The following is a 21,096-nucleotide window of genomic DNA, read 5'->3' on the forward strand; positions in this document are numbered from 1 at the left end:
GGACCGGGTTATATGCCCCGGTAGGCTTCGGGCAGTACCAGCGTCACTTCGAGGCCGCCTTCATGATGATTGGCGAGGCTGACGCTGCCGCCGTGCTGTTCGGCGATGTTGCGGGCGATCGGCAGTCCGAGCCCGGTGCCGCCCGACTCGCGCGAACGCGAGCTTTCGATACGGTAGAACGGCTCGAACACGCGCGGCTGTTCCTCGTGCGCGATGCCGGGGCCGCGGTCGCGAATGCGGATGCGCGCGGCGCCCGCGGTGCGCTCGACCACCAGTTCGGCCTGGTGGCCGTACTTGACTGCGTTGTCGATCAGGTTGGCAAGGCAGCGGCGCAGCGCCATCGGGCGCCCCATCACGGCCATGCCGGCGCGGCCGATCAGCGTGACCTTCTGGCTGGCGTCGGTGGCGTCGGAACAGACGCTATCGAGCAGCGAGTCGACGTCGAGCGCCTGCATGTCTTCGGTGTTGTCGGTGCTGCGCGCCAGGTCGAGGCCTTCGCGCACCATCTCCTGCATCGCCGAGAGGTCGCCGATCAGGCGCTCCTGCAGCTCGTGGTCGGCGACTTTTTCAAGGCGCAGGCGCATCCGCGTGAGCGGCGTTTGCAGGTCGTGGGTGATCGCGGCCAGCATCTGGGTGCGCTGCGCGATGTACTGGCGGATGCGCGCCTGCATCGCGTTGAAGGCGGCGCTGGCCTGGCGGATTTCACTGGCGCCGGCCAGTGTCAGCGGCGGGTGGTTGATGTCGTTGCCAAGGTCCTTGGCGGCCTGCGCCAGCTGGTTGAGCGGCCGCGTGGTCATGCGCGCGACCAGGTAGGCGAGGAAGGCAATGCTGATCAGGAACAGCGCGATGATCATCGAATAGTCGGTGGCGCCGGCGATCACCGAACCGGGCGGCGGCAGGATCTGCAGGCGCAGCAGCTCGCCGTCGCGCAGGCGCACGTCGATGCTTTCGCAGACGCCCTTCCACAGCGCTTCCTTGGGGCCGAACATGCTTTGCTGGATGCGCGGGACGTCGCACTCCTTCGGGCGCAGCGCGATGGTGGAGAACTCGTAGCCGCTGCCCATGCGCTTGGTCAGCGCGGCGGTAAACGGCGAGTCGACCGGCGCGACCGGCAGGTCATGGGTGATTTCTTCGATGCGGATGCCGGGACGGTTGGCCACGCCCAGGTAGGCCATGCGCGCCGATGCGGGGACGATCTCGGTGGCGGTGATCAGCTGCTCGGCGCGGTCAAGCGCATGGCTGGTGCGGAAGTCTTCGATCACGCGCTGGCGTTCGTTCTCGGCCAGCAGCTGGGTGATCACGGACGAAAACACGATACCCAGCAGCAGTGTCAGGAACACCCTGCCGGTCATCGATCCGAAGAACGCCCTCATGGACTTGGCTCCACGGTGACCTGCCCGGCCAGCACGTAGCCGCCGTTGCGCACCGTCTTGATGATCTGCGGCAGGCGCGCGTCTTCGCCGAGCTTCTGGCGCAGGCGGCTGATCTGGATGTCGATCGAGCGGTCGAACGGGTCGGCGTCGCGGCCCTGCGTCAGGTTCAGCAGCTGGTCGCGGTTGAGCACGCGGTTGGGATGTTCGAGGAACACGCGCAGCAGGCGGAACTCGGCGCCCGACAGCATGATCACCAGGCCGTCGGGATTGATCAGGTGGCGCGCGGTCAGGTCGAGCGTCCAGCCGGAAAAGCGCATGCGCTGGGCGTTCTCGGACTGCGCGTTGGATGGCATCGCATGGCTGCGGCGCAGCACGCTGCGGATGCGCGCCAGCAGTTCGCGTGGCTCGAACGGCTTTGGCAGGTAGTCGTCGGCGCCCATTTCGAGGCCCAGGATGCGGTCGAGCGGCTCGCTGCGCGCGGTCAGCATGATCACCGGCAGGGTCGAGGTGGCGCGCAGCTTGCGGCACAGGGTCAGGCCGTCGTCGCCGGGCATGTTCAGGTCAAGCACGATCAGCTCGGGACGCGCCTCGTCCAGCACTTTCCACATGCCGGTGCCATCAGCGGCCACCAGCGTGCGGTAGCCGTTCGATTCGAGATAATCGGCGAGCAGCGAGCGGATGTCGCGGTCGTCGTCGACGATCAAAATGGTGGTGGGAGTATCCATGTTCGCAATTATCCCGACTTACGACCAGCCTGCACAGGGCATTTGTATCGCCATGTATATTGACAGGTAGTCGAAACATATTGATACAAAGTGTTCGGTACAAGACATGCCTCGGTTACACCTGAGGCTCATGATGAATCCCGTAGTCCAACCACTCCACAAAGGGAACCAACATGAACGCACTTCGCAAGAATATCCTCATCGGCCTCACCGTCCTTGGCATGGGTAGCGCCGTGCTGCCGCTGCACGCGGCTGAAGAAGGCCGCCAGGGCCACGCCATGACACAAGAGCAGCGCGACGCCAAACGCGCCGAGTGGCGCGCCAAGCGCGGCGAACACTTTGCCAAGCGCCAGGCCAAGGTGCATGATGCCCTGAAACTGACCCCGGCGCAGGAGCCTGCCTGGGCCGCCTACCAGGCGGCCATCAAGCCCCAGCCACGCATGGCGGCCCGCGCTGACCGGGCCGACTGGAAAGCGATGCCGGCGCCGCAGCGGATGGAGAAAAAGATCGAGATGTCGAAGCAGCGCATTGCCCACATGGAAGCGCGGCTGGCTGCCACCAAGAGCCTGTATGCGGTACTGTCGCCTGAGCAGCAAAAACTGTTCGATGAGAACAGCAAGCGCGGCGGCCACCGCATGAAGCACCGCGGCATGCACAAGGGTCATGGCGAGCACATGCACCCGAAGGCAAGCTGATCGCTTGTGTGGAAATGTAAAAAGGAGCGCTCGATGCGCTCTTTTTTTTGACAATCAGAGGAACATGCCGCCCGACGCTTCGACGCGCTGCCCGTTCAGCCAGCGGCTGTTATCGCTGAGCAGCGCGGCAATCGCGCCGCCGATATCGTCCGGCTGGCCCACCCTGCCAAGCGCGGTTTGCGCGGCGATGAAGCTGTTCAGTTCCGCGTTGTCGCGCACGCTGCCGCCGCCGAAATCGGTCTCGATCGCGCCAGGGGCGATGACGTTGACGGCGATGCCGCGCTGGCCCAGCTCTTTCGCCAGGTAGCTGGTCAGCACTTCGACCGCGCCTTTCATCGCTGCGTAGGCGGCGAAGCCCGGCAGCGTAAAGCGGGTCAGGCCGGTGGACACGTTCAGGATACGGCCGCCGTCGCCAATCATCGGCGCCAATTGCTGGGTGAGGAAAAACACGCCCTTCAGGTGGACGTTGACCAGCTCGTCGAACAGCGCTTCGCTGGTGTCGGCGAAGGCGGCGTGGCCGGCCACGCCGGCGTTATTGACAAGAAAATCGATGCTGTGACGCTGCCAGTTGCTGGCGAGGAGTTCCTGCAGCTGCCCCGCGAACGCGGCGAAGGAACCCACGTCGCCGACGTCAAGCTGGAGCGCTGCCGCATGGCCGCCGCGCGCCTGGATGGCGGCAACCACGTCGGCAGCTTCCTGCGCCTTGGTGCGATACGTGAGGACGATATCGACGCCCTGGGCTGCAAGGTGCATCGCTGCGCTTTTGCCGAGTCCGCGGCTGCCGCCGGTGATGAGTGCGATCTTGTTGCTCATGTGGTTCTCCTTCTGCTGGATAAGTGACGGAAGCAGTTTATTTGTTTAGACCCATGACACAAAGATGCTAGAGTCGATAACACTGTTCGCTGGTGAAGAACAATTGGCTGGAGGATCTTTGTTGGATACATCTGAATTTCTACAGGTATTTGTGCGGGTCGCGGAGCTTGGCAGCTTTACCAAGGCTGCCGACAGCCTGGGAATGTCGAAGGCCAGTGTCTCGGTGGCGATCAGCCAGCTGGAAGCGTCGGTGGGCACGCGCTTGCTGCAGCGGACGACCCGCAAGGTGCAGATGACGCAGGACGGGCACAGCTTCTACGAGCGCAGCAAGCAGGTGCTTGCCGACATTGAAGACTTGCGGGGCATGTTCCAGGGCGAAGCGGAAATCAGCGGACGACTGCGGGTCGACATGCCGCTCGGCGTGGCGCGCCATATCGTGTTGCCGAAGCTGGCCGCGTTCCTGGAAGCGCATCCCCAGATCAAGGTGGAACTGAGCAGCACCGACCGGCGCGTCGACGTCGTCGCCGAGGGCTTCGACTGCATCGTGCGGGTTGGTAAGCTCGACGATTCGAGCCTGGTCGCACGGCCGCTGGGCAATTTCCGGCTGGTCAACTGTGCGAGCCCGGCGTACCTGGCGCGTTACGGAGTGCCTCGGTCGCTGGACGACCTCGCCGCACACCGGCTGGTCGACTACGCGCCGTCGTTGGGCGCGCAGGCAGCGCTGTTCGAGTATGTCGACGGAGATGTCGTGCGTTCGGTGGAGATGCCGGCAGCGGTGGCGGTCAACAACAGCGACGCCTACCAGGGCGCCTGCCTTGCCGGCCTGGGCATCATCCAGGCACCCGAGAGCGGGCTCGGCGAACTGCTGGCCAACGGCCGGCTGGTCGAGGTGCTGCCTGGGTACCGCGCGGCGCCGATGCCGGTCACGCTGCTTTATCCGAACCGCCGCCAGCTGGCCAAGCGCGCGCGCCTGTTCATGCTGTGGCTTGGCGAAGTGATGCAGCCTTGGGTGCTCTAGCGCCGTTTAGTTCAGGCGGCCCAGCGAATTGAGGAACTTGTCGGGCGCCTGGTAGCCAATCACGCGGCTATCGGCGATCTCCTGTCCCTTGTTGTCGAACAGAATGATCGCCGGCGGGCCGAACAGGGTGAAGCGTTTCAGCATCGCCTTGTCGGCCTCATCGTTGGCGGTGACGTCAACCTGCAGCAACAGCGTGTTATTCAGCTTGGCCTGGACGCGTTCATCGACGAACGTCAGCTTTTCCATTTCGATGCACGACACGCACCAGTCCGCATAGAAATCGAGCATCACCGTCTTGCCGTTGGTATTCGCCAGGGCCGCATCGAGCTGCGCCACGGTCTTGATGCGCTGGAAGGTCAGGCCGTGTTGCTGGCCGCCGCCGAGATGGGCCAGCGGCGCCAGCGCGTCGCGCCCGCCGGTGGCGACGCCCACCAGCTGGATCGCACCCAGGATCGCGAATGCCGCGCCGAGCGCCATCGCCGCGAAATGACGGGACGATCGCAGCAGATAGAAGCCGTAGCCGAGGAACAGCACGGTCCAGCCGGCCATCTGGGCCGCGGCCGGGATAACCGGCGACACCAGCCACAGCGCCATTGCCAGCATCAGCACGCCGAAGAATTTCTTGACCGCCTCCATCCATGCGCCGGCGCGCGGCAGCAGCGATCCAGCCGACAAGCCGACCAGCAGCAACGGGATGCTCATGCCGACGGCCATCGCGAACAGCGCCGCGCCACCGATCAGCACGTCGCGGGTCTGGCTGATGTAGACCAGCGCACCGGCCAGCGGCGCGGCCACGCACGGCCCGACGATCAGCGCCGAGATCGCGCCCATCGCGAACACCCCGGCCAGCTTGCCCGACGACTGGCGGCCCGATGCGCCGGCGAGGCGGGTCTGCAGGGCTGCGGGCAGCTGCAGGTTATAGACGCCAAACATCGACAGCGCCATCACGACGATCAGCACGGCGACCGCGCCGAGGACCCACGGGTTCTGCAGCGTGGCAGCCAGGCCCTCGCCCGCCAGGCCGGCGGCGACGCCGAGGGCTGTGTAGACGATTGCCATGCCAAGCGAATAGGCGAGCGAGAGGATGAAGCCGCGCGAGCGCTTGGCCTGCGCGCCCTCGCCGACGATAATCGACGACAGGATCGGCACCATCGGCAACACGCACGGCGTAAACGCAAGGCCGAGGCCGAGCAGCATGAAGGCAGGGAGAATCACCAGCAGCTTGCCGCCGCCGAGTACCGAAGCGATGCCGGACAGTTCGGACGCCGGCGCCGGCGCCGCTGGCGTGGCTGGCGACACTGGCGCGGGCGCCCCGGGAAGGCTCATCGACGGACCGCTGCCGCCGGCAACGAGGCGGGTGGACGCCTCCTGCGGCGAATAGCACAAGCCGGCGTCGGCGCAGCCCTGGCTGACCGCCTTCAGGGTGAACATCCCGCTGCCCTGCACCGGGATCATGATCGTGATGAATTTGCGATAGGTCTCGACCTCCTTCTGGAAGGTCTCGTCGTACTTCACCTTGCCGGCCGGCAGCTCGGGCGTACCGAGGGTGGCGCCGGTTGCCGTGAAGGCAAAGCGCTCGCGATACATATAGTACTTATCGGCGATCTCATAGGTGACGGCGATGGTCTGCGGATCGGCCATACGCGCCGAAAATTTGAACGCGACATTCGGATCGAGGAACTCCTCCTCCGCGCGGGCGTTGGCGGCGCCAAACAGCACCGACAACGTAAGTAGCAACAACGCGACGGCCTGGACGGCGAGCGGACGGAGGGACGGCAAACGGGACATGAGTTCCTTTTTTATTCTGCAATTCAAACGCGCGCAAGCGCGCAGCAGAATAGTACACCGGAGGAACGCATCCATGCTTAGACGAAGCTTATTGCTGACTTCTCGCAAACATTCCAAAATCGGGGACAGACCGGGTCACGCAGACCACCATTTTAGAATCTTCTAAAATGGTGGTCTGTCCCCGATTTTGGAATTGTTTTTGGGCGAAAAAAAAGCCAGGCTGAGCCTGGCTTTTTTTTCGCTACCGGCTGATTACTCAGCGGTTGGAGCGTCGTCAGCATCGCTGACTTCTGGACGGTCCAGCAGTTCGACGTATGCCATCGGTGCATTGTCGCCAACGCGGAAACCCATTTTCAGGATACGCAGGTAGCCGCCGTTGCGGTTTGCGTAGCGTGGGCCGAGTTCTGCGAACAGCTTCAGAACCATTTCGCGGTCGCGCAGGCGGGCAAATGCCAGGCGCTTGTTGGCCAGCGTGTCGGTCTTGCCCAGGGTCAGGATCGGCTCGATGACGCGGCGCAGTTCCTTGGCTTTTGGCACGGTGGTTTTGATGGCTTCATGACGCAGCAGGGAAACGGTCATGTTGCGCAGCATTGCCAGACGGTGGGACGAAGTACGATTCAGCTTGCGAAGGCCGTGACGGTGACGCATGGTAGTTCCTTTCGGTTGTTTAATTCCAGCTCTTCGATCGTCTCAGACGCGGGCCGGTTGAATAAGGTTAATTTACTGCGGTGCTGCCATGCACCCGGAAGCACAATCGCACTTCCGGGTGAATTCTTCTTACTTTTCCAGGCCGGCAGGCGGCCAGTTTTCCAGCTTCATGCCGAGGGTCAGGCCGCGCGATGCCAGCACTTCCTTGATCTCGTTGAGCGACTTGCGGCCCAGGTTCGGCGTCTTGAGCAGTTCGTTTTCCGAACGCTGGATCAGGTCGCCGATGTAGTAAATGTTTTCTGCTTTCAGGCAGTTGGCCGAGCGGACGGTCAGTTCCAGGTCGTCGACTGGACGCAGCAGGATCGGATCGACCAGCGGTGCGCGCGATGGCGCTTCGGCCGCAGCTTCGGTGCCTTCCAGCGCGGCGAATACGTTGAGCTGGTCAACCAGTACGCGTGCCGATTGGCGGATCGCTTCTTCCGGCGTGATCACGCCATTGGTTTCGATGTTGATGATCAGCTTGTCCAGGTCGGTACGCTGTTCGACACGCGCCGATTCCACTGCGTACGAAACGCGGCGTACTGGCGAGAACGAAGCGTCCAGGATGATGCGGCCGATGGTCTTGTTGGTGTCTTCCGACAGGCGGCGCACGTTACCAGGAACGTAGCCACGGCCCTTCTCGACTTTGATCTGCATGTCCAGCTTGCCACCGGCGGTCAGGTGAGCGATCACGTGGTCCGGGTTGATCAGTTCGACGTCATGCGGCAGGTCGATGTCCGATGCCAGGATCGCGCCTTCGCCTTCCTTTTTCAAGGTCAGGGTGACGGAATCGCGGTTGTGCACTTTGAAGACAACGCCCTTCAGGTTCAGCAGCAGGTCGACAACGTCTTCCTGTACGCCGTCCAGCGACGAGTATTCATGGACAACACCAGCGATGGTCACTTCGGTTGGCGCGTAGCCGATCATCGACGACAGCAGGACGCGGCGCAGTGCGTTGCCCAGGGTGTGGCCATAGCCACGCTCGAACGGCTCCATCACGACTTTGGCGTGACCGGCACCGAGTGCTTCGACATCGATAATACGTGGCTTCAACAAACTGTTTTGCATGAAATGTCCTTTTCAATACCCTCGGCTCATTACACCGATAAGGCTGATGGCATTAGTAAAAACGCCCGCTCGTACGAGCAGGCGGGGAAAAACCTGAATTCTGGTGTCGTTCCCGCGTCGGCGGGAACCTATGCTGAGCTGAACTTGCCGCGTCAGCATGGGTTCCCGCCTTCGCGGGAATGACGGTGTCGCGGGTGACCGCGACATCGTCAATTAACGCGAGTACAGTTCGACGATCAGTGCTTCGTTGACGTCGTTGGCGATCTCGTTACGCTCTGGGAACGAACGGAAGGTGCCTTCCATCTTCTTGCTGTCGACCGATACCCAGCTTGGCATGCCAACTTGCTCAGCCAGCGACAGGGCTTCGACGATACGAACCTGCTTCTTGGCCTTTTCGCGCACAGCGACGACGTCGCCGGTCTTGACCGCGTACGACGCGATGTTGACGACGTTACCGTTGACGGTGAATGCCTTGTGGCTGACCAGCTGGCGCGCTTCGGCGCGGGTCGAGCCAAAGCCCATGCGGTATGCCACGTTGTCGAGACGCGATTCCAGCAGCTTCAGCAGGGTCTCGCCGGTGTTGCCCTTGCGGCGGTTCGCTTCTGCGAAGTAGCGGCGGAACTGGCGCTCGAGGATGCCGTACATGCGCTTGACCTTCTGCTTTTCGCGCAGCTGGTTGCCGTAGTCCGAGGTGCGGGCACCCGACTTGACACCGTGCTGGCCTGGCTTGACGTCGAGTTTGCACTTCGAGTCGAGCGAGCGGCGTGCGCTCTTGAGGAACAGGTCCGTGCCTTCGCGGCGGGACAGTTTTGCTTTTGGTCCGATATAACGTGCCACAGTACTTCCTTCACAATAAATGACGCCCCGACACACTTGCGTGCGACAGGCGCTAGTCCGGTACCCAAACGGCCCGGACGTGGCTTAAACCCGCGCGCAGATGCAGCACGGGCGACAATAGCCGGGCAGTATATCCTATTCGGACACTGCACCGGCGATCTTTTTCAACGAACAGCCGACAGGCGCGGCGATCCTGCAACAGGACGAGGTTGCCCTCGCCGGCTGTTACTTAGATACGACGACGCTTCGGTGGACGGCAGCCGTTGTGCGGCACTGGCGTCACGTCCTGGATCTCGGTGATCTTGATACCCAGGTTGTTCAAAGCGCGAACCGCGGATTCGCGACCTGGGCCTGGGCCCTTGATGCGCACTTCCAGGTTCTTCACGCCGCACTCAACAGCGACCTTGCCTGCTGCTTCAGCCGCAACCTGCGCTGCGAACGGGGTCGATTTACGCGAACCCTTGAAGCCAGCACCGCCGGACGTCGCCCACGACAGGGCATTGCCCTGGCGATCGGTGATCGTGATGATGGTGTTGTTGAACGAAGCGTGCACGTGTGCGATACCTTCGGCGACGTTCTTTTTAACTTTTTTGCGTACGCGCGCTGCTGCGGCGCTGCTTTGTTGCTTAGCCATGGTCGTTTCCTAGATTATTTCTTGAGCGATTGTGCGGCCTTGCGCGGACCCTTGCGAGTACGAGCATTGGTGCGGGTACGCTGACCGCGCACTGGCAGGCCCTTGCGGTGACGCATGCCGCGGTAGCAACCCAGGTCCATCAAACGCTTGATGTTCATGGAGAGCTCACGGCGCAGATCGCCTTCAACTACGAACGTGCCAACTGCATCACGCAGCTTTTCCAGTTCGGAGTCGTCCAGGTCCTTGACCTTCTTGTTGGTCGGTACACCGGTCTCGGCGCAGATTTTCTGCGAACGAGGACGGCCGATCCCGTAGATGGCGGTGAGGCCGATTACGGTGTGCTGATGATTTGGGATATTAACCCCTGCAATACGTGCCATTCGTTATTCCTCAATAAATAACGTTAAATTAACCTTGACGCTGCTTGTGACGCGGCTCGATGCAGATGACGCGAACGACGCCTTTGCGCTTGATCACTTTGCAGTTGCGGCAGATCCGCTTGACTGATGCGAGAACTTTCATTTTTGCACTCTCTTTTTTCGGATTGGTTCAGTTACTTAAATTGTTTACTTGGTCCGGAACACGATCCGGGCCCGGGACAAGTCATACGGCGTGAGTTCCACCGTTACCTTGTCGCCGGGGAGAATGCGGATATAGTTCATCCGCATTTTACCGGAGATGTGTCCGAGCACCACGTGCCCGTTTTCCAGCTTCACTCGAAACGTTGCATTCGGCAGATTCTCAAGAATCTCGCCCTGCATTTGGATGACGTCGTCTTTTGCCATTCGGTCTGTGCACTCCTGGTTCGCGTAACCCCAAGGGTTATCGCGTCGGGATTCCGCCCTTGAAATTTGCCTTGCGCAGCAGTGATTCATATTGCTGCGACATGACGTAGTTCTGTACTTGCGCCATGAAGTCCATGGTGACAACCACAATAATCAACAGGGAAGTACCGCCAAAGTAGAATGGCACTTTCCATTGGGCTTGCATAAATTCCGGCAACAAGCAGACTGCAGTGATGTAGACGGCACCAGCCAGGGTCAGGCGCATCAAGATCTTGTCGATGTAGCGTGCGGTCTGGTCACCAGGACGAATCCCCGGGACAAACGCGCCGCTCTTCTTCAAGTTGTCCGCTGTTTCCTTGCTGTTAAACACCAGCGCGGTATAGAAGAAACAGAAGAACACGATGGCCACCGCATACAGCAACGCATGGATCGGTTCGCCAGGCGACAGCGATGCCGCCAGATCTTTCAGGAAGCCGATCACCGGGGAGGACGAATCCTTGCCACGGGTGAACCAGTCCACGATCGTCGCCGGGAACAGGATGATCGACGATGCAAAGATCGGCGGAATCACGCCTGCCATGTTCAGCTTCAAAGGCAGGTGGCTGGTTTGGCCGCCGTACACTTTGTTGCCTACCTGCTTTTTCGCGTAGTTGACCAGGATCTTGCGCTGGCCACGTTCAACGAACACGACGAGATAAGTAACCAATGCCACCAGAATCACGATGAAGATCGCTGCCAGGCTGCTGATCGAACCGCTTGACACCAGGGAGAACAAACCACCCAGCGCCGACGGCAGACCGGCTGCAATACCGGCAAAAATAATGATCGAGATACCGTTGCCCAGACCGCGCTCGGTGATCTGTTCGCCAAGCCACATCAGGAACATGGTACCCGTCAACAGGGTCACCACGGTCACGAAGCGGAATGCCATGCCAGGATCAATCACCAGACCGGCCTGCGATTCAAGCGCGACGGCAATGCCGAAGGCCTGGAACAGTGCCAGCGCCACCGTGAAGTAGCGGGTGTACTGGGTGATCTTGCGGCGTCCTGCTTCGCCCTCTTTCTTCAGTGCTTCCAGCTGGGGCGACACGATGGACGCCAGCTGCATGATGATCGAGGCCGAAATGTACGGCATGATGCCGAGTGCAAATACCGTGAAACGTTCCAGCGCGCCACCCGAGAACATGTTGAACATGCCCAGGATGCCGCCCTCGTTCTGCTTGAACAGCGACGCCAGCTGTACTGGATCGATGCCCGGTACAGGGACGTGGGCACCGATGCGATACACGACCAATGCGCCAAGCAAAAACCAGAGCCGGCCCCAAGGGAATCCGGACGCTGCACTTTTACCGAGTTGTGAATTAGTCGCCACTTTATGCTCCGATCAAGCTGTTAGGCTGCAACTTAAGCTACCGAGCCGCCGGCTGCTTCGATTGCCGCTTTGGCGCCTGCAGTTGCTTTCAGGCCTTTGAGGTTCACCGCTTTGGTGACTTCGCCGGACAGAATCACGCGCACATCGCGCGCCAGCACTGGCAGGATGCCTGCTTGCTTCAGAACCAGAATGTCGACATCGCCAACAGGCAGGTTGTTCAGGTCCGACAGGCGCACTTCAGCTTTGAAGGTTGCATTGAGCGACTTGAAACCACGCTTAGGCAGACGGCGCTGCAGAGGCATCTGACCGCCTTCGAAGCCGACCTTGTGGAAACCGCCCGAACGCGACTTCTGACCCTTGTGGCCACGACCGGCGGTCTTGCCGATGCCGGAGCCGATACCGCGGCCGACGCGACGCTTGTAGTGCTTGGCGCCGTCAGCTGGTTGAATCGTATTCAATTCCATTGTTTTCTCCGTTCCCTCAAGCGCCAGGCGCTTAAGAGACAACTTTCACGAGGTAGGACACTTTGTTGATCATGCCGCGCACGGATGGGGTGTCCTGCAACTCTTTAGTGGAGTTAACACGACGCAGGCCCAGGCCGCGTACGGTGGCACGGTGATCCTGCTTGGTGCCGATCAAGCCCTTGACCAATTGTACTTTGATGGTGTTTGCCATTGTCTGACCTTAGCCCATGATCTCTTCGACCGACTTGCCACGCTTGGCGGCGATGTCGGAAGCGGTGCTCATCTTCGACAGGCCGTCCAGCGTTGCGCGGACGAGGTTATAAGGATTCGACGAACCGGTGGACTTGGCGACCACGTCGGTCACGCCCATCACTTCGAAGATAGCGCGCATTGCACCGCCGGCGATGACGCCGGTACCTGGCTTGGCTGGCGACATCATCACTTTCGATGCGCCATGACGGCCGGTCACGGTGTGGTGCAGGGTACCGTTCTTGAGAGGCACCTTGATCAGGTTGCGACGGGCTTCTTCCATTGCCTTCTGCACACCAACCGGTACTTCCTTCGACTTGCCCTTGCCCATGCCGATGCGGCCATCGCCATCACCAACTACGGTCAGCGCGGCGAAGCCCATGATACGACCACCCTTGACCACTTTGGTCACGCGGTTGATCGCGATCATTTTTTCGCGCATGCCATCATCCGGCTTGTCGCTTTGCATTTTTGCTTGCATTTTTGCCATGACGATTCTTCCTTAGAACTTCAGACCGGCTTCACGCGCGGCTTCCGCCAGCGCCTTGACACGGCCGTGGTAACGGAAACCCGAGCGATCGAACGCAACTTCGGTGATTCCTGCTTTCAGTGCCTTCTCTGCAACGCGCTTGCCAACCAGGGCGGCAGCGGCGGCATTGCCACCCTTGCCGCTCTGGCCTGCCAGCTCGGCGCGCACTTCTGCTTCGAGGGTCGAAGCGGAAACGAGCACTTTTGCGTCCGGCGAGATCAGGTTCGCATAGATGTGCAGGTTGGTGCGGTGTACCGACAAGCGGTTCACGCCCAGCTGCGCGATCTTGATGCGGGTCTGGCGTCCACGACGCAGACGTGATTCTTTCTTGTCCATGGTCAGCCCTATTATTTCTTCTTGGTTTCTTTAAGCTTAACCACTTCGTCCACATAGCGGACGCCCTTGCCTTTGTAAGGCTCAGGGGAGCGGTAAGCACGCACTTCAGCGGCAACTTGGCCAACCTGTTGACGATCGATACCCTTGATGATGATTTCGGTCGGGGTTGGGGTCGTTGCGGTGACGCCAGCTGGCATCGCGTGGGCGACTGGATGCGAGAAACCGAGCGACAGGTTCAGCTTGTCACCAGCGGCCTGGGCTTTGTAGCCCACGCCGACCAGAGACAGCTTCTTCTCGAAGCCCTTGGTAACACCGGTCACCATATTGTTGACCAGGGCACGCAGGGTGCCGGACATCGCATTCGATTCACGGCTGTCGTCGATCACGTCGAACGTCAGGGTGCCATCTTTGTTTTCTACTTTGACCAGGCCATTCAGGCTCTGGGTCAGGGTGCCCAGTGGGCCCTTGACCGTGATCGCTGCTGCAGTGATCGCCACTTCGGCGCCAGCTGGGACAGCGATTGGCATCTTAGCTACTCGAGACATCGTCTACTCCTTAAGCCACGTAGCAAATTACTTCGCCGCCGACACCGGTGGCGCGCGCTTTGCGGTCCGTCATGACGCCTTGCGGGGTCGATACAATCGCCACGCCCAGACCGTTCATCACGCTAGGGATTTCATCTTTGCCTTTGTAGACGCGCAGCCCTGGACGGGATACACGCTCTAAGCGCTCGATGACCGGACGGCCTACGTAATACTTCAAACCGATTTTCAGTTCCGCTTTGCCACCTTCTTCGGTGACGGCGAAATCTTCAATGTAACCCTCGTCCTTGAGGACGTTGGCGATGGCAATTTTCACTTTCGACGATGGCATGGCCACGGTCGTCTTCTGAACACCTTGCGCATTGCGGATGCGGGTCAGCATATCGGCGATAGGATCGCTCATACTCATTGCATATTCTCCTATTACCAGCTTGCTTTAGTCATACCCGGAATCTCGCCACGCATAGCGAATTCACGGAGCTTGATACGGGCCAGACCGAATTTACGGAACGTGCCACGTGGACGGCCTGTCACTGCGCAGCGGTTACGCTGGCGGGTCGGGGCCGAGTTGCGCGGCAGGGCCTGCAACTTCAGACGAGCTTCATAGCGCTCCTCTTCCGACTTGGACTGGTCATCGATGATGGCCTTCAGAGCGGCACGCTTTGCGGCGAATTTCTCCACCAGGTCTGCACGCTTCTGTTCACGGTTAATCAGTGCGAGTTTTGCCATGATCTATTAGTTCCTGAACGGGAATTTAAAGGCGGCGAGCAGAGCTTTCGCTTCGTCGTCGGTCTTCGCGGTCGTGGTGATCGAAATGTTCATACCACGCAGTGCGTCGATCTTGTCGTACTCGATCTCAGGGAAGATGATCTGTTCCTTGACACCGATGTTGTAGTTGCCACGGCCGTCGAACGATTTGCCATTGACACCACGGAAGTCACGCACGCGCGGCAGGGCCACGGTGATCAGACGATCCAGGAACTCGTACATGCGAGCGCCACGCAGGGTGACCATGGTACCGATCGGGTAGCCTTCGCGGATCTTGAAGCCCGCGATTGCCTTGCGCGACTTGGTGGTCACTGGCTTTTGGCCGGCGATCTTGGTCAGGTCGCCAACGGCGTGCTCGAGAACCTTCTTGTCAGCGATCGCTTCACCCACACCCATGTTCAGGGTGATCTTGGTCAGGCGCGGCACTTCCATTGCCGATTTGTAGCCATATTTCGCTACCAGGTCAGCAACGACCTTTTCTTTGTAGATTTGATGGAGACGGGCCATGATTAAACCTTCACTACTTCGCCGGAGGACTTGAAGATGCGGACTTTCTTGCCGTCTACGTCTTTGAAGCCTACGCGGTCTGCCTTGCCAGTCGCTGCATTAAACAATGCAACGTTGGACACGTGAATCGGCATAGTCTTATCGACGATACCACCAGTTACGCCGGTCATTGGGTTAGGCTTGGTCGCTTTTTTAGCGATGTTGACGCCTTCAACCACGACATGCTCAGCATCGATACGCTGCTGAACAACACCGCGCTTGCCCTTGTCTTTGCCGGTCAGAACGATGACTTCGTCGTTTTTACGAATCTTATCCATTACGACTCCTTACAGAACTTCAGGTGCCAGGGACACGATCTTCATGAACTTCTCAGTACGCAGTTCGCGCGTGACTGGTCCAAAAATACGGGTACCGATCGGTTCGAGCTTGGCGTTGAGCAGAACAGCAGCATTGCTGTCGAACTTCACCAGCGAACCGTCTTGGCGGCGAACACCTTTTGCAGTGCGCACAACCACGGCGTTATAAATTTCACCTTTTTTGACACGGCCGCGTGGCGCAGCAACCTTGATGGTCACCTTGATCACATCGCCAATGCCAGCATAACGGCGCTTGGAACCGCCCAATACCTTGATGCACATAACTTCTTTGGCACCAGTATTGTCGGCCACTTCGAGCCGGCTTTCAGTTTGAATCATAGTATTCTCTTTCCCAACTTAAGCCGAAGAAACCCCACAGCGTGGGCCTGCGGTCAGTCTTGGTCCCGCCAACTTTGCCCTGCTGGGCGCCGCTGATTGGGTGATGGACTTTCCAGTAACGTTTCGGTTCAGGCCGCTTACACCGGGGTGAAAAAATGCGGCAATACATGAACGAAGCCCGCTAGTATCGCAGAATACTGGCGGGCCCGCAAGAACATTCTTTCAGGTGGCGCTCATGCGCGGCATTTACGCCACCCTTGCTACAACATTTACAGTACCTGGGCTACTTGCACAACGCGGGTAACAGTCCATGCCTTGGTCTTGCTGATCGGGCGACCTTCCTGGATCTCGACCGTATCACCGGTCTTGGCCTGGTTGGTTTCGTCATGCGCGTGATACTTGTTCGAACGCATGATGATCTTGCCGTACAGCGGGTGCTTGACGTGACGCTCGATCATGACGGTAACCGTCTTGTCCATCTTGTCGGAAACAACTTTACCGACCAGCGTACGCTTGAGCGCTACTTTAGTGGTTTCAGTCATTTTGCATCCTTCGAGTTCATTACCGTCTTCACACGCGCGATGTCGCGGCGCACCTTCTTGAGCTGCGAAGTGTTGCTCAGCTGTTGCGTAGCGATTTGCATGCGCATGCCGAACTGGGCCTTCAACAACTCATTCAGCTCTTTTTGCAGAGCGTCCTGGTCTTTGCCGCGGAGTTCTGTTGCTTTCATCTACAACTCCTTTTATTGGCCGACCTGGCGTACGACGAAGGTCGTGGCCAGTGGCAGTTTGGCGGCAGCCAGGCGGAATGCTTCACGCGCCAGTTCTTCTGCGACGCCGTCCATTTCGTACAGTACCTTGCCTGGCTGAATTTCAGCGACGTAGTACTCCGGGTTACCTTTACCGTTACCCATACGGACTTCGGCCGGCTTGTTCGAAATCGGCTTGTCCGGGAAGATACGGATCCAGATACGGCCGCCACGCTTGATGTGACGGGTCATTGCGCGACGAGCGGCTTCGATCTGGCGTGCCGTGATACGACCACGGGCAACCGCTTTCAGGCCGAACTCACCGAACGACACAGCGGTGCCGCGGGTGTGCGAAATGCCGGTGTTACGGCCTTTCTGCTCTTTACGATACTTTCTGCGTGCTGGTTGCAGCATGATTATTCTCCTGCTTTCTCAGCTGGTTCAGCGGCCGCGGCAGGTGCTGCCGTCGGCAGCTTGACGGCCGGACGTGCACGCACGGTCGGCGCAGCTGGGGTTTTAGCACCGGCTGGACGTGGGCGGCCGGCTGGCTTTCCATCGTCACGGCGCGGACCGCGGGTCTTCTTCTCGTCAGCCGGGGTATCGATGACTGGCGCTTCGCCGGTGACCGAACGGTCGCCCTTGTAGACCCAGACCTTGACACCGATGATGCCGTAGGTGGTCGATGCTTCGCTGGTACCGTAGTCGATATCGGCGCGCAGGGTGTGCAGAGGCACACGGCCTTCACGGTACCATTCGGTACGTGCGATTTCGATACCGTTCAGACGGCCCGACGACATGATCTTGATGCCGAGGGCGCCCAGGCGCATCGCGTTCTGCATCGCGCGCTTCATTGCGCGGCGGAACATAATACGCTTTTCCAGCTGCTGCGAGATCGAATCGGCGATCAGCTGCGAGTCGATTTCCGGCTTGCGGATCTCTTCGATGTTCACGTGCACAGGTACGCCCATGATCTTGGTCAGCGCCGACTTCAGTACTTCGATGTCTTCGCCTTTTTTACCAATGACCACGCCTGGGCGCGAGCTGTAGATCGTGAAGCGTGCGTTCTTTGCAGGACGCTCGATGACGATACGGCCGACCGATGCGTTCTTCAGTTTCTTTTTCAGGAACGCGCGTGCCTTGAGGTCTTCGTTGAGCATCTGGGCAAAGTTACCATTGCCCGCGTACCAACGCGACGCCCAGTTACGGGTTACTGACAGGCGAAAGCCTGTTGGATGAATCTTCTGTCCCATCGTGACCCCTTAGTTACCGACAGTCACGTAGATGTGACAGGATTGTTTCGAGATACGATCGCCCCGGCCCTTAGCGCGTGCAGTGAAGCGCTTGAGGATCGGGCCCTTTTCTACGTAGATCTGAACGACCTTCAGCTCGTCGATGTCAGCGCCATCATTGTGCTCGGCGTTCGCGATTGCGGACTCGAGTACTTTCTTGATGATCGTTGCACCTTTTTTCGGGCTGAATTGCAGAATGTTGAGTGCTGCGTCAACTTTCTTGCCGCGGATCAGATCAGCAACCAGACGGCCCTTTTGGTCCGACAGGCGCACACCTTTGAGGATAGCTTTGGTTTCCATTATTTCTTCGCCTTCTTGTCAGCGGCATGGCCCTTGAACGTACGGGTCAGTGCGAATTCGCCAAGCTTGTGGCCGACCATGTTTTCGGACACATAAACCGGCACGTGCAGCTTGCCGTTATGGACCGCGATCGTCAGGCCGATGAAGTCAGGCGAGATCGTCGAGCGGCGCGACCAGGTTTTGACTGGCTTTTTGTCTTTGTTCGCTTGCGCGGCTTCGACTTTTTTCACCAGGTGGGCGTCTTGAAACGGCCCTTTTTTCAATGAACGTGTCATTTCTTATCCCTTATTTCTTGCCGCGGCGCGAAACGATCATCGAAGAAGTACGCTTGTTACGGCGCGTCTTCTTACCCTTCGTCTGCTGGCCCCAAGGCGACACTGGATGACGACCAGCTGCGGTTTTACCTTCACCACCACCGTGCGGGTGATCGACCGGGTTCATGACCACACCGCGAACGGTAGGACGAACACCGCGCCAGCGCATCGCGCCAGCTTTACCGATCTTGCGCAGGCTGTGCTCGGCGTTGCCAACTTCGCCTACCGTTGCACGGCATTCGATGTGGACGCGGCGAACTTCGCCCGAGCGCAGGCGGACCTGGGCGTAGGTGCCTTCACGTGCCATCAGCACGACGCCGGCGCCGGCGGTACGGGCCATCTGGGCACCCTTACCTGGCAGCATTTCGACGCAATGCATCACGGTACCAACCGGGATGTTACGGATTGGCAGGCAGTTGCCCGACTTGATAGGCGCTTCCGAGCCGTTCATCACTGCGTCGCCAACGGCCATGCCTTTGGTCGCGATGATGTACTGGCGCTCACCGTCTGCATAGCACAGCAGGGCGATGTTCGCGGTGCGGTTCGGATCGTATTCAATACGCTCGACCTTTGCCGGAATACCATCCTTCTGACGCTTGAAGTCGATCAGGCGATAGTGCTGCTTGTGACCGCCGCCGATGTGGCGGGTGGTGATGTGACCGTTGTTGTTACGGCCAGCCGTCTTCGATTTCTTTTCTACCAGGGCTGCGAACGGACGACCTTTGTACAGGTCCGGGTTCACAACCTTCACCATGCCGCGACGGCCTGGCGAAGTTGGTTTCATCTTTACGAGTGCCATTATTTAGCCTCCTCGACAAAATTGATTTCCTGGCCAGGCTTCAGGCACACGAAAGCACGCTTGGTATGGTTGCGACGGCCATTGAAACGGCCCGAACGCTTTTGCTTACCTTCGCGATTGACTGTCTGCACCGACAGGACTTCAACCTTGAACAACAGTTCAACGGCTGCCTTGATTTCAGGCTTGGTCGCATCCGGCAATACGCGGAATACGATCTGCTCGTTCTTTTCCGCGACCATGGTGGCCTTCTCGGAAATGACCGGCGCCTGGAGCACCTTCATCAGGCGCTCTTCGCTGAATTTCATTACGCCGCTCATGCGAACATCTCCTCAAGCTTGGCCAGCGCTGCTTTGGTGACCAGAACTTTTTTGTAGAACACCAGCGACATCGGGTCAGCGTGACGTGGCTCGACAACCAGCACGTTCGGCAGGTTGCGCGATGCCAGCAGCAGGTTTTCCTCGAGCGTGTCGGTGATCACCAGAACCGACTCCAGGCCCATCGACTGCAGCTTTTGCGACAGCAGCTTGGTCTTAGGAGCTTCGAGGCTCAGGTTTTCGATGACGCTCAGGCGACCTTCACGGGCCAGCTGGGACAGGATCGAGCAGATACCTGCGCGATACATCTTCTTGTTGACTTTGTGGCTGAAGTTCTCGTCAGGCGAGTTCGGGAAGATACGACCACCACCGCGCCACAGAGGCGACGACGACATACCAGCACGGGCGCGGCCGGTGCCTTTCTGGCGCCAAGGCTTCTTGGTCGTGTGGTGAACTTCTTCACGATCCTTCTGCTTGCGGTTACCGCTACGTGCGTTAGCAGCGTAGGCAACCACGATCTGGTGAATCAGGGCTTCATTGTATTCACGGCCGAAAACGGTATCGGCGGCGGCGACGTTGGAGCCTTCTTTGCCTTGCTCATTCAGAAGCTTGAGTTCCATCGTTTAAGCTCCCTTCTGTGCTTTAACTTTAATAGCAGGCGAAACTACAACCTGGCCATTTTTCGCACCTGGTACGGCGCCTTTGACCAGCAGCAGCTGGCGGTCGGCATCGATACGGGCGATTTCGAGGTTCTGGGTGGTCACGGTGACGTCACCCATGTGGCCGGTCATGCGCTTGCCTGGGAAAACGCGACCTGGATCCTGCGCCATACCGATCGAGCCTGGTACGTTGTGCGAACGCGAGTTACCGTGGGTAGCGCGGCCCGATGCGAAGTTGTGACGCTTGATGGTACCGGCGTAGCCTTTACCGATCGAGGTGCCTTGCACGTCGATTTTCTGGCCAACTTCGAACAGGGAAGCAGCGACGACGTCGCCAGTCTTCATTTCAGCGGCTTTAGCGGCATCGACGCGGAATTCCTTCAGCATCGTACCGGCTTCAACGCCAGCTTTAGCGTGGTGACCTGCAACAGCCTTGTTCACGCGGGAAGCGCGACGTTGACCGAATGCAACCTGAACAGCGGAGTAACCGTCTGTTTCAGGAGTTTTGATTTGCGCAACACGGTTGTTCGACACGTCCAGCACGGTGACAGGGATCGAGTCCCCTTCATCCGTGAAGATGCGCATCATTCCAACCTTGCGACCGAGAAGGCCTAGGCTCATTTTTTCTCCATTCCCACCTGCGATTGGGCGGGGCTGATGTTTAACTACCAAGTAAAAGCATGGATCCGAAAAAGATGAATCCATACCGAAGCCGGCTAGTATAACGCGAAGAAGGGGTTGACGCAACGAGAAAGTTTGGGGTATGTCGGGTTTTCTGCACCGGCTGT

The 21,096-nt window shown here is 59.3% G+C and carries 34 protein-coding genes; 2 read left to right on the forward strand and 32 right to left on the reverse strand.

Annotated elements, in window-relative coordinates:
- Nucleotides 1–8: 8 nt before the first annotated feature.
- On the reverse strand, nt 9–1,373 hold the full coding sequence (locus tag I4X03_RS01230) for an ATP-binding protein (RefSeq protein ID WP_223464531.1): 1,365 nt from the start codon (nt 1,371–1,373) through the stop codon (nt 9–11).
- Nucleotides 1,370–2,098, reverse strand: a complete 729-nt coding sequence (locus I4X03_RS01235) for a response regulator (protein WP_223464533.1) — start codon at nt 2,096–2,098, stop codon at nt 1,370–1,372. The genes I4X03_RS01230 and I4X03_RS01235 overlap by 4 nt, the downstream gene beginning before the upstream one ends.
- Before the next feature lie 173 nt (nt 2,099–2,271).
- Here I4X03_RS01235 and I4X03_RS01240 point away from each other — a divergent pair, with 173 nt between their 5' ends.
- Nucleotides 2,272–2,793 carry a Spy/CpxP family protein refolding chaperone gene (locus I4X03_RS01240; protein ID WP_223464535.1) on the forward strand — a complete coding sequence of 174 codons (522 nt, stop codon included), beginning with the start codon at nt 2,272–2,274 and terminating at the stop codon, nt 2,791–2,793.
- Nucleotides 2,794–2,847: 54 nt separating this feature from the next.
- Here the strand turns inward: I4X03_RS01240 and I4X03_RS01245 are convergent, their stop codons facing one another.
- Entirely contained in the window at nt 2,848–3,606 is a 759-nt protein-coding gene (locus tag I4X03_RS01245) for an SDR family NAD(P)-dependent oxidoreductase (protein ID WP_223464537.1), read from the reverse strand.
- Between the two features lie 118 nt (nt 3,607–3,724).
- Between I4X03_RS01245 and I4X03_RS01250 the strand changes: the two genes are divergently transcribed.
- Entirely contained in the window at nt 3,725–4,624 is a 900-nt protein-coding gene (locus tag I4X03_RS01250; protein ID WP_223464539.1) for a LysR family transcriptional regulator, read from the forward strand.
- Between the two features lie 6 nt (nt 4,625–4,630).
- On the opposite strand, the gene dsbD is transcribed toward I4X03_RS01250, so the two are convergent.
- The 29 genes from dsbD to rplC form a co-directional block, all read right to left on the reverse strand.
- Nucleotides 4,631–6,412 (reverse strand): protein-disulfide reductase DsbD, encoded by a 1,782-nt coding sequence (dsbD, locus tag I4X03_RS01255; RefSeq protein WP_223464541.1) that lies wholly within the window; start codon nt 6,410–6,412, stop codon nt 4,631–4,633.
- A 252-nt stretch (nt 6,413–6,664) separates the two neighbouring features.
- Nucleotides 6,665–7,060 (reverse strand): 50S ribosomal protein L17, encoded by a 396-nt coding sequence (gene rplQ / locus I4X03_RS01260; RefSeq protein ID WP_223464543.1) that lies wholly within the window; start codon nt 7,058–7,060, stop codon nt 6,665–6,667.
- Nucleotides 7,061–7,189: 129 nt separating this feature from the next.
- Entirely contained in the window at nt 7,190–8,167 is a 978-nt protein-coding gene (locus I4X03_RS01265) for a DNA-directed RNA polymerase subunit alpha (protein WP_131429186.1), read from the reverse strand.
- Between the two features lie 213 nt (nt 8,168–8,380).
- The gene (gene rpsD / locus I4X03_RS01270) at nt 8,381–9,004 is read right to left on the reverse strand and encodes a 30S ribosomal protein S4 (RefSeq protein WP_223464548.1); all 624 of its coding nucleotides are present in this window, start codon (nt 9,002–9,004) and stop codon (nt 8,381–8,383) included.
- A 229-nt stretch (nt 9,005–9,233) separates the two neighbouring features.
- A complete protein-coding gene (rpsK, locus tag I4X03_RS01275; protein WP_008444339.1) occupies nt 9,234–9,638 on the reverse strand; it encodes a 30S ribosomal protein S11 in 405 nt (134 codons plus the stop codon).
- Between the two features lie 14 nt (nt 9,639–9,652).
- Nucleotides 9,653–10,018, reverse strand: a complete 366-nt coding sequence (gene rpsM, locus I4X03_RS01280) for a 30S ribosomal protein S13 (protein ID WP_131429184.1) — start codon at nt 10,016–10,018, stop codon at nt 9,653–9,655.
- 28 nt (nt 10,019–10,046) lie between these two features.
- Entirely contained in the window at nt 10,047–10,160 is a 114-nt protein-coding gene (gene rpmJ, locus I4X03_RS01285) for a 50S ribosomal protein L36 (RefSeq protein ID WP_131429183.1), read from the reverse strand.
- Between the two features lie 44 nt (nt 10,161–10,204).
- Nucleotides 10,205–10,423, reverse strand: a complete 219-nt coding sequence (gene infA / locus I4X03_RS01290) for a translation initiation factor IF-1 (RefSeq protein ID WP_005663428.1) — start codon at nt 10,421–10,423, stop codon at nt 10,205–10,207.
- A 37-nt stretch (nt 10,424–10,460) separates the two neighbouring features.
- Nucleotides 10,461–11,795, reverse strand: coding sequence for a preprotein translocase subunit SecY (gene secY, locus I4X03_RS01295; protein ID WP_223464549.1), 1,335 nt, complete (start codon nt 11,793–11,795; stop codon nt 10,461–10,463).
- 32 nt (nt 11,796–11,827) lie between these two features.
- Nucleotides 11,828–12,259 (reverse strand): 50S ribosomal protein L15, encoded by a 432-nt coding sequence (gene rplO, locus I4X03_RS01300; RefSeq protein WP_223464550.1) that lies wholly within the window; start codon nt 12,257–12,259, stop codon nt 11,828–11,830.
- Nucleotides 12,260–12,290: 31 nt separating this feature from the next.
- A complete protein-coding gene (rpmD, locus tag I4X03_RS01305) occupies nt 12,291–12,470 on the reverse strand; it encodes a 50S ribosomal protein L30 (protein WP_223464551.1) in 180 nt (59 codons plus the stop codon).
- Between the two features lie 9 nt (nt 12,471–12,479).
- Nucleotides 12,480–12,998, reverse strand: coding sequence for a 30S ribosomal protein S5 (gene rpsE, locus I4X03_RS01310; protein WP_131429179.1), 519 nt, complete (start codon nt 12,996–12,998; stop codon nt 12,480–12,482).
- A gap of 12 nt (nt 12,999–13,010) precedes the next feature.
- Complete coding sequence (rplR, locus tag I4X03_RS01315; protein WP_119811786.1) at nt 13,011–13,373, reverse strand: 50S ribosomal protein L18; 363 nt, start codon at nt 13,371–13,373, stop codon at nt 13,011–13,013.
- 11 nt (nt 13,374–13,384) lie between these two features.
- Nucleotides 13,385–13,918 carry a 50S ribosomal protein L6 gene (gene rplF / locus I4X03_RS01320; protein WP_169468633.1) on the reverse strand — a complete coding sequence of 178 codons (534 nt, stop codon included), beginning with the start codon at nt 13,916–13,918 and terminating at the stop codon, nt 13,385–13,387.
- Between the two features lie 10 nt (nt 13,919–13,928).
- Nucleotides 13,929–14,324 (reverse strand): 30S ribosomal protein S8, encoded by a 396-nt coding sequence (gene rpsH, locus I4X03_RS01325; protein WP_119811784.1) that lies wholly within the window; start codon nt 14,322–14,324, stop codon nt 13,929–13,931.
- 14 nt (nt 14,325–14,338) lie between these two features.
- Nucleotides 14,339–14,644, reverse strand: coding sequence for a 30S ribosomal protein S14 (gene rpsN, locus I4X03_RS01330; protein WP_119811783.1), 306 nt, complete (start codon nt 14,642–14,644; stop codon nt 14,339–14,341).
- A 6-nt stretch (nt 14,645–14,650) separates the two neighbouring features.
- The gene (rplE, locus tag I4X03_RS01335; protein ID WP_223464552.1) at nt 14,651–15,190 is read right to left on the reverse strand and encodes a 50S ribosomal protein L5; all 540 of its coding nucleotides are present in this window, start codon (nt 15,188–15,190) and stop codon (nt 14,651–14,653) included.
- A gap of 2 nt (nt 15,191–15,192) precedes the next feature.
- Nucleotides 15,193–15,507, reverse strand: coding sequence for a 50S ribosomal protein L24 (rplX, locus tag I4X03_RS01340; RefSeq protein WP_223464555.1), 315 nt, complete (start codon nt 15,505–15,507; stop codon nt 15,193–15,195).
- A gap of 9 nt (nt 15,508–15,516) precedes the next feature.
- Entirely contained in the window at nt 15,517–15,885 is a 369-nt protein-coding gene (gene rplN / locus I4X03_RS01345; RefSeq protein ID WP_099916730.1) for a 50S ribosomal protein L14, read from the reverse strand.
- A gap of 269 nt (nt 15,886–16,154) precedes the next feature.
- The gene (rpsQ, locus tag I4X03_RS01350; protein WP_131429173.1) at nt 16,155–16,427 is read right to left on the reverse strand and encodes a 30S ribosomal protein S17; all 273 of its coding nucleotides are present in this window, start codon (nt 16,425–16,427) and stop codon (nt 16,155–16,157) included.
- Nucleotides 16,424–16,615: a 50S ribosomal protein L29 gene (gene rpmC, locus I4X03_RS01355; RefSeq protein WP_223464557.1), complete on the reverse strand. Its 192-nt coding sequence runs from the start codon at nt 16,613–16,615 to the stop codon at nt 16,424–16,426. The genes rpsQ and rpmC overlap by 4 nt, the downstream gene beginning before the upstream one ends.
- Before the next feature lie 12 nt (nt 16,616–16,627).
- The gene (gene rplP, locus I4X03_RS01360) at nt 16,628–17,047 is read right to left on the reverse strand and encodes a 50S ribosomal protein L16 (protein WP_131429171.1); all 420 of its coding nucleotides are present in this window, start codon (nt 17,045–17,047) and stop codon (nt 16,628–16,630) included.
- A 2-nt stretch (nt 17,048–17,049) separates the two neighbouring features.
- Nucleotides 17,050–17,883, reverse strand: a complete 834-nt coding sequence (gene rpsC / locus I4X03_RS01365; RefSeq protein ID WP_223464558.1) for a 30S ribosomal protein S3 — start codon at nt 17,881–17,883, stop codon at nt 17,050–17,052.
- A gap of 9 nt (nt 17,884–17,892) precedes the next feature.
- Nucleotides 17,893–18,225, reverse strand: coding sequence for a 50S ribosomal protein L22 (gene rplV / locus I4X03_RS01370; protein ID WP_181002795.1), 333 nt, complete (start codon nt 18,223–18,225; stop codon nt 17,893–17,895).
- Nucleotides 18,222–18,497 (reverse strand): 30S ribosomal protein S19, encoded by a 276-nt coding sequence (gene rpsS, locus I4X03_RS01375; RefSeq protein ID WP_169468643.1) that lies wholly within the window; start codon nt 18,495–18,497, stop codon nt 18,222–18,224. Before rpsS ends, rplV begins: the two co-directional genes overlap by 4 nt.
- Nucleotides 18,498–18,507: 10 nt before the next feature.
- Nucleotides 18,508–19,335 carry a 50S ribosomal protein L2 gene (rplB, locus tag I4X03_RS01380; RefSeq protein WP_169468645.1) on the reverse strand — a complete coding sequence of 276 codons (828 nt, stop codon included), beginning with the start codon at nt 19,333–19,335 and terminating at the stop codon, nt 18,508–18,510.
- The gene (gene rplW / locus I4X03_RS01385) at nt 19,335–19,652 is read right to left on the reverse strand and encodes a 50S ribosomal protein L23 (RefSeq protein ID WP_131429168.1); all 318 of its coding nucleotides are present in this window, start codon (nt 19,650–19,652) and stop codon (nt 19,335–19,337) included. Before rplW ends, rplB begins: the two co-directional genes overlap by 1 nt.
- Nucleotides 19,649–20,269 carry a 50S ribosomal protein L4 gene (gene rplD / locus I4X03_RS01390; RefSeq protein WP_223464559.1) on the reverse strand — a complete coding sequence of 207 codons (621 nt, stop codon included), beginning with the start codon at nt 20,267–20,269 and terminating at the stop codon, nt 19,649–19,651. The genes rplW and rplD overlap by 4 nt, the downstream gene beginning before the upstream one ends.
- A gap of 3 nt (nt 20,270–20,272) precedes the next feature.
- Nucleotides 20,273–20,929 (reverse strand): 50S ribosomal protein L3, encoded by a 657-nt coding sequence (gene rplC / locus I4X03_RS01395; protein WP_223464560.1) that lies wholly within the window; start codon nt 20,927–20,929, stop codon nt 20,273–20,275.
- Between the last annotated feature and the right edge of the window lie 167 nt (nt 20,930–21,096).

Source organism: Massilia soli (assembly GCF_016809835.1).
GTDB lineage: Bacteria > Pseudomonadota > Gammaproteobacteria > Burkholderiales > Burkholderiaceae_D > Telluria_A > Telluria_A soli.